Raw genomic sequence first — 13004 nt, forward strand, 5'->3', positions numbered from 1 at the left:
TGTCGGTGGCAGAAGTCTGTGCCACCGTTGCCGCCGCTGCACTCATCGTTGTTCACCTCCCTTGATTGCTTCGATGTCTTGCGCCATATGCGCTTGCTGCTCGCGTTCGCGCTCCTTCTGCCGCGCGATGACGTCGCTTGTGCGCATGTCTTCGTTGTAGTCGGTCGCGAAACCGCTCGCCTCGGCCTCTTCCTCGTGCAGGTCCTGCGATTCCTTGTCGAGGTCCTGTTGGCTGTGCTGCTGCGTCTGCGATTCGTAGATGCTGCGGTATTCCTCGCAACGCTCGAGCAATTCCGCGTTCGTGCCCTGGTCGAGGATGCGGCCTTCGTGCATGACGACGATCTTGTCGGATTCCTCGACGGACGCGACGCGCTGCGCGATGATGATCTTCGTGGTGTTCGGGATCTCGTGGTGGAACGCTTCGCGGATGAGCTTGTCCGTCTTGGTGTCCACCGCTGACGTCGAATCGTCGAGGATCAGGATCTTCGGCTTCTTGAGCAGTGCGCGCGCGATGCACAGGCGCTGCCGCTGGCCGCCGGAGACATTCGTGCCGCCCTGCTCGATGTACGTGTTGTACTTGTCGGGGAATTCCTGGATGAATCCGTCGGCCTGCGCGAGTTCGCATGCATGGCGAATCTCCTCGTCGGTCGCGTACGGATTGCCCCAGCGCAGATTTTCCGCGATCGTGCCCGCGAACAGCACGTTCTTCTGCAACACCATCGCGACCTCATCGCGCAACGCTTCGAGTTCGTAGTCACGCACGTCGACGCCGCCCACTTTGAGCGCGCCGGAGGAGACATCGTACAGGCGCGGGATGAGCTGCACAAGCGACGTCTTCGCGGAACCGGTGCCGCCGACGATGCCGATCGTCTGCCCCGAACGGATGTGCAGGTCGATGTCATCGAGCACCGGGCGTTCAGAGTGTTCGGAATAGCGGAACGACACATGGTCGAAGTCGATCGAGCCGTCGGCCACGGTCGTGATGGGCTCGTCCGCCTCGCGGATCGTGCTCTCCTCGGTGAGCACGCCACAGATACGTTCCGCGGATGCGCGCGAGATGATGACCATGACGAAAATCATCGAGAGCATCATCATCGCCATCATGATCTGCATCGCGTACGTCACGAGCGCGGTCAGGTCGCCCGTCGTCAAGCCGAGCGCGGCGTTGTTGCCGGACGCGACGATCTGGCGCGCGCCGACCCATGCGATCGCGATGAGCGACGCGTACATGCACAGGTTGAACAGCGGCGAGTTGATCGACAACAGCTTCTCCGCCTTGCAGAACTGCTCGTAGATCTTGAGCGAGATGCGGCCGAACTTCTTGCCTTCGAAATCCTCACGATTGAAGGACTTGACGACGCGCACGCCCTGCAGGTTCTCGTCGACGACGTTGTTGAGCTCATCGTACGTGTGGAAGACGCGTTCGAAGATCGGGTGCACGACGATGATCAGGCCGAACAGGCCGACCGCGAGCACAGGGATGCACGCGAGGAACACCATGGAGATCTGCGGGCTGATGCGGAACGCGAAGATCCATGCGACGATGAGCATGATCGGCGCGCGCATGCCGACGCGGATGAGCATCTGGTACGCGTTCTGCACGTTCGTCACGTCGGTCGTGAGCCTGGTGATGATCGAGCCCGTCGAAAAACGGTCGATGTTCGCGAAGCTGAACTGCTGCACCTTCTCGAACTCGTCATGGCGCAGGTTCTTGGCAAAACCGGAGGAACCGATGGCCGCGAACCGACCGGACAGGAAGCCCGCGCACAACGACACGACCGCGCAGGCGATCAGGATGCCGCCGTACTTCCAGATGTCCGGCATGGATTTGCCGCTGATGCCCTTATCGATAAGAATCGCGATGACGGTGGGGATGGCGATCTCTATGACCGCCTCAACAATGACGAATAGCGGCGAAAGCAGGCTCGCCGTGCGGTATTCCCGAAGGGACTTCGCCAATGTCCTGATGACATGCGCCTTGGATGGCGTGGTGTCAGTTGCCGTGGTAGTGCTCATGCTGCCTCATCTCCTTTCTGCTGCTGGTGTGTGGCGTCTTGCCTGGTACGTGTGGCCGGCTCAACCGCCGTGCGCTCGGAGCCGACAAGCCCGGTCTCCACCAAATTGGCACGCATGCGGGCAAGGTCGTCCATGAACCGTTCCTGCTCGTCCGGGGTGAATCCAGTGAACAGCGTCGTCTCCAACTGGTGCGCGGCGCGCATGATCTCCACAACAAGGTCGGACGCGGTGGGCGTGAGCTCGATCTTGCGCACGCGCGCATCCCAATCGACGGCGGAACGCGTGATCAGCCCCTTCTTTTCCATGAGTCCGAGCACTCGCGACGCGGTGGAGCGAGTGATGGAGAACGCCCGTTCGATGTCGTATTGGAACACATCCGAATCGCGGTGTTCGTGCAGATACTGCACGATGGGCATGTTGGCGCCCGACATCATGGAGTCCGGGGGCACAATGCCGTTCCAATACCGGCCGATGAGATTGTGGAGCGCCTTGATTTCGAGGCTCGGGCGCAGCATGCCCGGCGAATTCACACCTTGCACCCGGTCCATGCGCGCTCTCCTCTTGCCGTGATATTTCGACGCGGGAATATTGCGATGCCACAACGTCGCTACTGCAACAGAACACTATAGATTGTTCCGTATACAACAGTTGCAGATACAACTAGACTATGCCGACAGTGAACCCGTGCAACAATCGCGCGTCACCGCCTCCACATATGCAAGCGATCCGCGCCCTACAGCACGCAGGTCGCGGATCGCGCACATGATGGGCCAGTGACTACTGCCGACCCGTCACATCAGTGGATTCACTTGACTTCGTTTTCGGAAACGAAGGTCAGGAAGTCATCGGCCTGCGTGCGCAGCGCCTCTTGATCGGCACCAGTCATCGCCCAGTCGCCGGTCTCGACGGCCTCGTCCGGCACGGACAGACCGACCTCGACCGGGAAGAGGCGCATGCCGGCGTCCTCCAACAGATCGCCGACCATGATGCGCGGATGCAGCTCCTCGAAACCGCCGACACCGGAAATCGCGACCGGCTTCTGGTCGAGGACGTTCTTGCCTTCTTCATCCTTCGTGGACGGCAGCGACAGCCAGTCGAACAGGTTGCGCAGCGAATCCGGAATCTCCTTCTTGTACTCGGAGACGACGACCCACACGGCGTCCGCATTGCCCAGCTTGTCGCGTACGGCGAGCGCGGCTTCCGGAAGCGGATACTCCGGGTCTTCGCCGGCGAGCGGCAGATCCTCGTAATCAATGGTGATCGCTTCGGCGCGGTCGCCCACAATGCCCATGATCTCCTTCGCGAGGTCCGCCTCGAACGAACCGTCGGTGAGCGAAGTCTCAACAAACGCAATAGTCGGCTTGTCTGCCATGTCTCCTCCTTATGCCCCGGCCGGCGGCATGGTGGTCATGCATGGCCCGGAGCTGTGAACTGGTATCCATCATGGTGCGTCGACGTGTGCGGCGCACCCGGAAATAGCCACAAGTGAACAAAGCGCGGAAGGGCGCGCAATGGTATGCGCGGACGATCCACTGCCCGGGCGATACTGGTGGCGTGGCACAATCCCCCTCGCACCCAGAGTCCCCGTACGCGCGCGGCACGCGCAGCTACACCATGTCGCGCATCCGCGGCAAAGACACGTCGATCGAGAAGACGGTGCGCTCCTATCTGTTCGCGCGCGGGTTCAGATTCCGCAAAAACGACAAGCGGTACCCCGGGCACCCCGACATCGTGCTGCCCAAGTACCGCACAATCGTGTTTGTGAACGGCTGTTTCTGGCACATGCACGAGGGGTGCGAGTCGTTCCATATGCCGAAGTCGAATGTGGAGTTCTGGGCGGCGAAGCTCACGCGCAACCGAGACCGCGACCGCCGGCAGCACGAGCAGCTGCGGCAGATGGGATGGCGCGTGATCGACGTGTGGGAATGCGAGCTGCGCGGCGACGCACGCGAAGCGCGGCTCGAGCGACTTGTGGGGCAGATTGCGGAAGGGGTGTAGATTTGTGGGGGCTGCGCGCAGGTGCTAACATCTAGGCGGCAGGCGCGGATTGCTGCAGTGTCACTTCCACGCTTGAGGCTATGCGCCAATATGTATGTTCGGTTACTCGATTGCCCTCTCTAGAGCGTTGTCGCGCAATCTGCCCCGTCACGAAGTTCAGTGATGGCTGTTGGCGTCTGAGCTCACCCATGAAAACCCGTAGGAGTCGCCGGAGATGGTAGTTGATGGCTGAGGTCAGTCACGGGAGTCCAATAATCGCGTCCCGCATGGCTGTCGATGTCTGACCATCGACACCAACAGCCGTGCGGGTGACATAAACAGCGAATTCGACATGGCCGTGGTCCTGCCACCGCTACGGGTAGTACCTTCTTCGCTACGGGTAGTGCTCCTCCCGCTACGGGTAGTGATTCCTCGCGTAACCTCCACCTACAATCGTTGAAATATGGCGGATCATAGTGACGAGTGCGCCAGAAAAGCACTACCCGTAGCAGAAAGAACACTACCCGTAGCAAAAACAGAAACTGCTGCCATCCCAGAAGGCGGTAACAGACGATAAGAGTGGTAGGTGCATTTTGACCCGGACCAGCCAATTATGGCATTACGCGAAAAGCAGCGAAGGAAGCGGTTCCCAAGAGCCAATAACGGGTTCGGAGGAAACCGCTCAATACGACTCTACCTCAATCAATGGGACCTAAACCAGCAAAAGAGCGCAACCGTTAATCATATGGTTTTCGAATCATCCTTATGCAGGCAGGCCCGCTAGCGTCCGCCATGCCAAAACACATAGCGACTCTGCGGCTCCTAAAATGAAATCATGAGTACTGAAGCAACGGAAAGATCACACATCATCCCCGCACATGCGGGACAAAACAGCATGTGACGCGTAGCGGCGCATTCCATCTCCCACAGTATGCTCGGCTGCGTTCAGTGATAGACATGATGGTCATTGATCAACCATGATAAAAGCATTACGATGACAGGAGGTATGTGGGATAATTGAGTCATGTCTGTGAAGGAATCCGATGTTGAAATGGTGCGTGCCGCGAAGGCCGCGCGCAATACGCGCAATCTTGCCCTTGCCCTCCATTCCGCTGAGATGGAGGGCGGCCATGTATCGGATGTGCTCCTGCATGAAGCGCATGATTACGCGAATGGGCTGATTGACGCCGCGACATTGGGCCTTCGCGTATGTGCCCGGTACGGTCTGAACGACAGATAATACATACCGATGAGCGAACCGGTGTTCGATCCGTATCTTGTTCCTGGTACGGATTTATTGCGCAATCTTTCCGGTGCGCACACGCAACGGGAATTGGCGGAGATCGAGCATTCGCTTGTCACGGCGAGGCACTGGAGCTGATGGATGATCTTCCTGTCCCAGATGGCACAGTAGCGCAGTTGCGTTCCATCCACAGGTTCCTATCCCAGGACGTATATGACTGGCCAGGGAGATCAGATCATACTCAAAATCGGCCACGCCTTTCCCGCCAAGAGTGATTACACCCACATGATGTCAATCGTCCATCCAAGTATGCAGCACATCACTCATAGCGACAATGGCACCATTTCCACCGGGTATGCATGCACATGAATATCCAGTACAGCGAACACACGTCGAGCCTCGCTCAGACTCGCCAAACCACTATCGCGCAGCGAGTACGCAGCCTGAATGCTGACATGCGCATCCTTCGCCAGCTGCTCCATACTCAGGTGCCGGTCATCCACCGCCTCACGCACACGGCGTGCGACAGCTTGCGGAGTTGGCAGATAATCCACATGCACCACTGGACGATGTACTGCATCAGCATATGCCGTCACATCATTGTATTGGCTCAAATCTAACGTCGTGTGCATGTCAGCGCATCCTCCGCGAATATGATAGTACGCAACTTTTCGTGATTCATCTTCGATGCTAGAGCCGTATGAGCTGCCCGCGCAGTAACCAGTACTCAGGGCTCTTCGCCTGTGTGCCATGCCGCTGGAACAACATGCAATATCGCAGACCTTGATCTCGGAGCCATCGGCACAATTCCGCATACAGGGCTACCGTTGAATCGGACAAAGAGTCCTGATCAAGATGGAGAGCATTCTCACCTACATAATCCAACGCATAGGAACGTATGACTGAACGATACTTCGCAAGCGTCCAAGATTTTTCTGTCAATGGAAGGACGACATGCCAGCTGGGACCGCCACCGGAATCATGACGGATGAAACCAGCCGTCGGACTTGTCTCGTAGTGCACTGATCGATACACGGGGCAATTCGAGAAACCGAACAATGCACACCAAGCACGAGCATTATCAGTCCTAGAAGGTACCTTTAGCCCAGTGGGCGTATGGCTATCTTCCGTGCCTGCAAGTTCGTCAACATTCGTCAATCCAAAAAGTCCCGAGTGCACTTTCTCTGCGGTACGTGCAGTTATAATCGAGGCGAGTTTGAGCAATCGCATCGTCACAAACTCATTTCCCCTGTTGCGCGGAGTCATCTCCCATAGGCTGGCTCCGAATTTCTGCTGAATTTCAGGCGTAGCTTTGGTTCGATTCAAAGACCAATATGATGGTTCTCCCAACGCTCCGATATAACGTTCATCCAAAGTCGTCCGCAATGAATCAATAGCATCACGTCGATCTCGTTCGAGCGCTACCCATTCCTCGCGACCGGCTACCGTACCGATGCGAGGGCTGAGCGTAGCTACAGTTTTCCCTTTACCTGCATAAGAGCCACGTGCATTAAGCCACTGCGACTTATGCCAGCGTTCGGCATGGGCACGCACGATATGAGCGCATTCCATCTCGGTTATTTCGTCATTTGTCTCCACCATCAGGGTGTGCCGTCCGCTCCACCACAATCTACAAATGCGGTCTTCCACGGCATCTTCAAGTATGGACGCCAACCCAAAACCAAGCATGTGTGAAAACGCATCATCGTAATCGGCAGGAATTCGCAGAACGCTCATTAATCATCGTCCTTCCATGGATATCGTCACATCAGCGGCACGAAGCAAAGTTTCCAGAAAAGCGATGCCCCACAATCCGTAACGCTCATTCGTTCGTTCCATGATGCTCTGCCAGTACCCTGCATCAAATAACTCTTCTGCTGCGGAGCGGATGGCATGTATGGTCTGGGAGCCATCGCCATTCTCTTCGGAAACAGTCTGGATGATTGCATCTGGTATGACCTGTTGAGCATTCATCGGAAACATGGAACGTCCATGACCATGAGATGTCCCCGCAAGTCTAGTCACCAATTCCTTGTCATGAGCCTGCAAAGATTCTGAGTCAAGAGCCCAGCATTCAGCGGCTGAACGTTGTTCATGCCGCCATCCGTCGAGCCTCAACTCGATGCGCTTGGCACGTTCCCAGGATGAGGAACGATACATACTTTTGGCCAATGGCTCGGCTGGCACATTGGGCATGCGATATCGTAGCAATGTTTGGAAACGCGGATCTTTCTTCCCGTCATCATGGTGTAATCCGGCAGTTCGTATATCAGCAACAAGTCGGGAATCAAAGCCCAGCTTTGCGGCGAATAGCTCTGCGCGTGACCCTACGGATTCCTGATGGCTTCCCGGACCATCAAGCAGCACAGGACCTTGGCGATTAAAACGCCCAATTTCCTGCAACTGGTCTCCATCTGCTGCATCCGAGGACTGCAGCACTATGAATACTGAAGAATCACTTGAATCACCGTCGATGAATCCATCTACGAATGCGATTCTAAAACCGTGATTATTAATCGCACAGGAATTCAACGCCTCTTGCAGATTTGGATACTTCGAGACATCAATCCCCTGATACTCGGCTTCAACAGTCTCATCAGTATCAGTTTCTGCGCGAAGCACCTCAGACAGTTCCTCATATAGTGCAGGTTGTTTCTCTCTATTCGCATGAAGGACAGCCATCGATTGCTGGCATTTGTTGAATACATCCCCCGGCGACGTTATTTCGTCCTGAAGCTTTTTTGAATGTTTATCGTCCTTGCTAAAGGGATCGAGCATGGGAATCCCCTCAGAAAACACTCTGGCTCCGTCATCGACAATGAGCACATCTCCCGAGCGCAAGGTTGGATCTGAATCTGCCTGCCCATCTAAAAGATGTACAGCATTACCGTTCTCGCTTGAATTCGTGCGCATGATGAATGCTCGGCGCCCTTTTAATTTGTTTTGCAGAGCATCCAGCATTGCATATGATGTTACCGGGAATAATTCACGCGAATCCGGAGGTGTGGTTGCCAACAGACGCTGTGCAAGATAATCATCCTGCGGAAGAGTACGGATAACTACCGCAACATCTGGCGTGACTCGATCAGCTAAGTCATCCCTTAACCACAAGTCAACATCCGCAGGATACGGGCGCCCTGCCGCTCTATGCTCAGCAAATACATCTTCGCTGGTATGGGACAGATTCTCAACATCCCACCATTCCAACCGCTGAAGTACCATACGTTCTAATTGCGCAGGAGCAGGCGGTTGAAGGACAGATGACCATGCCGTTAGTCCCTCCACAGGTAGCGATTCCAGCCACATCTGAGCAGCTGTTAGGTCTTCCTTCATATAGGGGCCACGAATCTTTCCACTGTTCTGACAGCATATGACGACTGGACCTTCTGGTCGCAATCCTCGTCGATTCACTCGACCGGCACGTTGAACGAGAGATGCGGCCGGAGCCAACTCACTAATCATTCCACTGAAGTCAGCGTCAATACCTGCCTCAAGTGTCTGAGTAGCAACAACGAACTTCAGACCTGTCTGCGTAATCGCAGATTGGTCACCTCGAATTGCATCATAGAGAGGTTCCGTGGAATCCAATCGTTGCACGAATTGATCTCGCTCATAATCACGCATAGGGCCAACGAATGCACGAACTGCATTGTCACCGGCATCCTTCCCCAATGCTTCCCTGAGCCTCCTAACTACTTCGCTGGCACGCGGAACCGTGTTGACGAAACATACGACCACCCCACCAAGGCGCTCCTGCAATGCAATGCTTTCCTTAGCCATGCAGGTGGCGATCTGCTTGTCATCAACTGAAAGAACTTGTATAGGGCGCGGCGTCCGCAATCTCCTGCGTAGCTCTAAATCGATTTTGAAATCAGCTTCCTCCACACCGCAGATGCTCTGTTCATCTTGCAGATTGGATATATTCTCCCCTGAAGGGGTGGCTGTTGTCACAACAACTTGGAGAGGAGAGACCGGCAATGGCTCACCTTGGCGAATACAGGCTTCAATTCTTGGAATCTGTTGAGCGGTGTATGCGAATTGTCTACTCAGTTGCGCTTCATCCACTACGATGACTGCATCATAGGCAAGCAATGCAGCCTCTATAGGTTTTGCCGCATCGCTGACACCATATCCGCTGAATAGCAGTCGACTGCCAATCATGTCAGGAGTACCACACAGTATCTGGCATTCGAGCGGTTTATACCGCCAAACGCGCATATCAGCCTTATCATCAAGGCCTCCGCGCAAGCGTTGTGCAGAGCAGACGACCTTACCCTGTTCCTGACACTGGAAAGCTAGCTGGTCAAACGTCCACTGTCGATCCATTAGTTCCGAATACTGCCTCGCATACAGACCGACTGCAATGAGCTTAAGAATCTCAGATTCCGTGTCATCGTCTAATGACGCAACATCGTTGATGCGAGCGCATGCAGCCGAGGCTTCCAAATACTGATCATCCACGATGCCACGTCGATTGACCGTCACTGCCATACGTCGTGGAACGGCATCCAATGAAAGGCTTTTCAGCAGATGATTCAGTTCTTTCGGCAACGGAATATCATCCAATGCAGCGAGCCCTGCCAATGCATTGACAAAGAGGTGCACGTCGATGACGGCAGTCTTCCCAGAACCGGTCGGTGCGGATATCAGTTTCATCCACTGTCCGTTATTGACGACTTCACGCATCAAACGCGTCTGCCATAAATATGGCTTACGCCCCTGATGCAACGATTCCACGAAAAGATCATACAGTTCTACGAGCATCTCGTTTGGGGTTGTTGCATTCATCTCCATTTCGGTTGCCCTTTCGTTGTGAAACAGCTTTCGGGACAATCCATAGGAATGAGTAAGCCCCCGCCAAAGTGCCTGCTCTGCCCGATAGCGAGAATCTCATCTTTAATCACATTCTCAAATGCAATCAATCCGGTCGATGCCGTAATCATGAAGCCCTCACGCATTCTGTGCACATAATCCCCCATATCTGGGCGAGCCACGGTACGCGCTGCAAGAATACGTACAAAAGAATCTCCTGCAGTCACTGCATCAATGAGATCCCAGTACTTACCCCTGCCTCTTTTTTCGGCAATTTGCCCACGGAACACGTTCCGAAATACGTGCCCTATGGAAACCGCAAGATTGCATTCCGCGGTCCACGACCTGCTTTGTCCGGCGGGGCTTTTTTCAGCTTGTGTTTCATTGACCGAAAATGGCATAGGTGACCATATTCGATGCATGCCATCCCTTGGTTTACTCCACAGATGCACCCCTTCTCCAGGGATTGGATTCCCTAATCGGAGTGCAGGCTTGCTGTGTGAATAGTATATTCTGGAGTTGGCCAACGAACGTACTAGCGTACCCAATTTCCGCAATTCCCCAGCATCCATTTCGCTGGGAATCATCAAAATGAAGGCAGGAAGAGACTCTGCGATTCTCTGGTCTGCAATCAACGACGCATAATCTTTCCGCAGAACTTGAATGGCGATGTTATTCGCCGGACGTTTAACCATAGAATCGGTGGACCACCGACCGGTCAGATATGGACTAACATCCGTACCCCAACGTCGCACTAATAAGCGGTGCAACGCCACACACCATGCAGTCAATTCATCATCCCGAGGATTCCACGCCGAAGCATTCGACTCCACGCGCGCGGGAATGATAATCATACGAGTCCATGGCAGCTGTACTGCCGACTTGGCTTGTTTCTGAGGGCTGTAGGTACTGCGATGTACACACTGCAATCTTTTCTCAGATCTGACTTCTGTGTCTTTTTTTGTGGATGAATCCTTCGGAATCTTAGAGGCTGGATGTGGATTAGCCTGAGTGTAATGCTCCATCAGCTCCTGATGAAGCCCCGGCGCAGGGCAAGGCAATTCGCGCGCACGCTCGACTTCCATCAATGATTGTGATTCCGGACGCAGCATATACGAATCAGGAAGGGGGAAATCAAATCCCTCCTCGACAGTAATACGTACAGGACTTCCAGCGCCACCCAAGAATGGAATCTCCCAACACAAATCTGCAATTGTACTGCACTCTTCGTCGTCTGGGCCATTTTTCCACTCGAGGATCATATCCCCTTGTTCATCAGTACGGTACATCACAGCCGACCGGGCCCGCTCCGCTTTGGGAGCTTTGTCTGCTTTACGCCTATAAGCAATGGCATTATGGGAGGTTGGAGATTGCGAAACTATCTCCGGAAAACGAATCGCTTCCGGCGGATTCGATTCCAACCATTCGAGTGCTGCGTTCAAACGCTTGTCAAGCATACCCTGTGAATTTTCAGATGAAAAAACGGTATGTGCGGCTGATACCATTGCCTGATATAAACGCATGGGAGTTGGAAAAGATTCCTTCTCCCCATATTCGCTTGCTCCTTGATAGGAAGCAAGAAGGAAGTGGATACGAATCGCGAACGTCATAGCGCCATCTTCCGGTTATCATCTATCATCGTCGTCAGCAGCGCTTGCAGATTCAATCACTGCAGGGTCGCCTTGCACAGTGATAATTTGCCCATGCCAATCAATGCCTGCCTTTTTCTGAGCTTGTGCATATGCCTGAGCCAACAGCTCATCGGCGTCTTCCAGCGTAAGCATCTCCAAATCATCATGTTTACCGCCACGACGATCCAGAACGGTTTTCGGCTCATCAGCTTCCACAAGGAAGCAGTTTTCCCGTAGATGCAATTCCGCATTGCTTCCAACCATCGCATTGATCAACGCTGCAGCCAGCAGTACACGGATAGCTTCATCACCCTCTGGCCCTTTACCGAAGCGCATAGCCCGAAGCATGGAGAAACTCAGGACATGTGTGCGCGTAATACTACGAACTGCGATGCCATCAAGAGCATTTGCATCAGTTGATGGGGGAATCGCACCAATGACGATAGTTGAGCCATCCCCGCTACTCGCGAATTTGCTGAGCTTCTTGTCATTCATTGTTCCTTTGATGCGCTCAGCAATTTTCTTGGCTTCATTTTTGGTTAGATGCACTCCGGCTGCAACTGGATCAATACGCGCGCCTGCACGATGAATTGGAGACTCATGCGTCTGATCAGCAAGCACCGCATAAATCTCACCGTTGAAGCTGGCGGGAATACGCAGTTGGTTCTTGTTTCGTGTTGAGTCCCAGCACCCAAACATCACTGTCACTGGGGAAATCGCCAGCATTGCAGACAAATCCTCCAAGGAGGAGTTTCGTGCCGCCATGTACTTGACTTTGTCGGATTCACTGAATTCAGCGATGCGAATATGCGCGTCCACCGCACGATGTGGCAATTGAACATCATCGAAATACCTGACGCTGCTTTCGTCTCCTGGGATCATCTCATAACGTACGCGAACTTGGGGCATCTTACTGAAAATCGGATGGCCAACTTCAATCGCTCGGCTGATGTAGTCTTCCAAACGATTGGCCTGTGATGTTCTAGAATCAATGAGCACAGTATCAACACACTCATCATTCACCCAGCGCTTCTCGTACACATACGTCGACCCATTACCAGCAGTGTATTTTGCAGGAGCTACGATACTACCCATACCTGCTGCCGGTGCGAGCGACGTTACTTCCGTCAGCGCATTCGAGCCCCCAATTTTTGCCGCTTCATTCAAGTCTTGTACTGTGAGTTTGCGCATCATTGCTCTTTTCTCTACATGTTTTAGTGAGATCGATTCACTACTCACACATCGTACCATCATCGTTAAGCAGCACCAAATCAGCATGCATACAAAGAAGCTCCGGGGCCACAATAGCCCCAGAGATAGATGGA

Annotated in this window: 11 protein-coding genes; 3 read left to right on the forward strand and 8 right to left on the reverse strand. The window is 54.1% G+C overall.

What is annotated here, in order from left to right; genetic code table 11:
* Positions 1-42: 42 nt before the first annotated feature.
* The 3 genes from OGI63_RS12040 to OGI63_RS12050 all read right to left on the reverse strand — a co-directional run bounded on the left by OGI63_RS12040 (position 43) and on the right by OGI63_RS12050 (position 3388).
* Positions 43-2016: an ABC transporter ATP-binding protein gene (locus OGI63_RS12040; RefSeq protein ID WP_004218201.1), complete on the reverse strand. Its 1974-nt coding sequence runs from the start codon at positions 2014-2016 to the stop codon at positions 43-45.
* A complete protein-coding gene (locus OGI63_RS12045; protein ID WP_004218202.1) occupies positions 2013-2564 on the reverse strand; it encodes a MarR family winged helix-turn-helix transcriptional regulator in 552 nt (183 codons plus the stop codon). Before OGI63_RS12045 ends, OGI63_RS12040 begins: the two co-directional genes overlap by 4 nt.
* 257 nt (positions 2565-2821) lie before the next feature.
* Positions 2822-3388 carry an NADPH-dependent FMN reductase gene (locus OGI63_RS12050; RefSeq protein WP_004218203.1) on the reverse strand — a complete coding sequence of 189 codons (567 nt, stop codon included), beginning with the start codon at positions 3386-3388 and terminating at the stop codon, positions 2822-2824.
* A 155-nt stretch (positions 3389-3543) separates the two neighbouring features.
* Between OGI63_RS12050 and OGI63_RS12055 the strand changes: the two genes are divergently transcribed.
* From OGI63_RS12055 to OGI63_RS12065, 3 genes are all read left to right on the forward strand, one after another.
* Entirely contained in the window at positions 3544-4014 is a 471-nt protein-coding gene (locus OGI63_RS12055) for a very short patch repair endonuclease (RefSeq protein ID WP_256161675.1), read from the forward strand.
* A 1003-nt stretch (positions 4015-5017) separates the two neighbouring features.
* Complete coding sequence (locus OGI63_RS12060) at positions 5018-5233, forward strand: antitoxin VbhA family protein (protein ID WP_004218205.1); 216 nt, start codon at positions 5018-5020, stop codon at positions 5231-5233.
* A gap of 9 nt (positions 5234-5242) precedes the next feature.
* Positions 5243-5374, forward strand: coding sequence for a hypothetical protein (locus OGI63_RS12065; RefSeq protein ID WP_004269217.1), 132 nt, complete (start codon positions 5243-5245; stop codon positions 5372-5374).
* Positions 5375-5559: 185 nt separating this feature from the next.
* Here the strand turns inward: OGI63_RS12065 and OGI63_RS12070 are convergent, their stop codons facing one another.
* The 5 genes from OGI63_RS12070 to cas7u are packed head-to-tail and all read right to left on the reverse strand — an operon-like array spanning position 5560 to position 12873.
* Positions 5560-5868, reverse strand: a complete 309-nt coding sequence (locus OGI63_RS12070; protein ID WP_012619748.1) for a helix-turn-helix domain-containing protein — start codon at positions 5866-5868, stop codon at positions 5560-5562.
* Positions 5869-5926: 58 nt separating this feature from the next.
* Positions 5927-6973, reverse strand: coding sequence for a hypothetical protein (locus OGI63_RS12075; RefSeq protein ID WP_004269218.1), 1047 nt, complete (start codon positions 6971-6973; stop codon positions 5927-5929).
* Positions 6974-6976: 3 nt separating this feature from the next.
* Positions 6977-10030, reverse strand: a complete 3054-nt coding sequence (locus OGI63_RS12080; protein WP_004218209.1) for a hypothetical protein — start codon at positions 10028-10030, stop codon at positions 6977-6979.
* Positions 10021-11658 (reverse strand): type I-U CRISPR-associated protein Csb2, encoded by a 1638-nt coding sequence (gene csb2, locus OGI63_RS12085; protein ID WP_012754398.1) that lies wholly within the window; start codon positions 11656-11658, stop codon positions 10021-10023. The genes OGI63_RS12080 and csb2 overlap by 10 nt, the downstream gene beginning before the upstream one ends.
* 18 nt (positions 11659-11676) lie before the next feature.
* A complete protein-coding gene (gene cas7u, locus OGI63_RS12090) occupies positions 11677-12873 on the reverse strand; it encodes a type I-U CRISPR-associated RAMP protein Csb1/Cas7u (RefSeq protein WP_004218212.1) in 1197 nt (398 codons plus the stop codon).
* Positions 12874-13004: the final 131 nt, after the last annotated feature.

The sequence above is a fragment of the Bifidobacterium sp. KRGSERBCFTRI genome (assembly GCF_025908335.1).

Coding starts and splice junctions, on each gene's coding strand:
- OGI63_RS12040 (WP_004218201.1), bottom strand. CDS start 2,016: ATGAGCACTACCACGGCAACTGACACCACGCCATCCAAGGCGCATGTC.
- OGI63_RS12045 (WP_004218202.1), bottom strand. CDS start 2,564: ATGGACCGGGTGCAAGGTGTGAATTCGCCGGGCATGCTGCGCCCGAGC.
- OGI63_RS12050 (WP_004218203.1), bottom strand. CDS start 3,388: ATGGCAGACAAGCCGACTATTGCGTTTGTTGAGACTTCGCTCACCGAC.
- OGI63_RS12060 (WP_004218205.1), top strand. CDS start 5,018: ATGTCTGTGAAGGAATCCGATGTTGAAATGGTGCGTGCCGCGAAGGCC.
- OGI63_RS12065 (WP_004269217.1), top strand. CDS start 5,243: ATGAGCGAACCGGTGTTCGATCCGTATCTTGTTCCTGGTACGGATTTA.
- OGI63_RS12070 (WP_012619748.1), bottom strand. CDS start 5,868: ATGCACACGACGTTAGATTTGAGCCAATACAATGATGTGACGGCATAT.
- OGI63_RS12075 (WP_004269218.1), bottom strand. CDS start 6,973: ATGAGCGTTCTGCGAATTCCTGCCGATTACGATGATGCGTTTTCACAC.
- OGI63_RS12080 (WP_004218209.1), bottom strand. CDS start 10,030: ATGGAGATGAATGCAACAACCCCAAACGAGATGCTCGTAGAACTGTAT.
- csb2 (WP_012754398.1), bottom strand. CDS start 11,658: ATGACGTTCGCGATTCGTATCCACTTCCTTCTTGCTTCCTATCAAGGA.
- cas7u (WP_004218212.1), bottom strand. CDS start 12,873: ATGATGCGCAAACTCACAGTACAAGACTTGAATGAAGCGGCAAAAATT.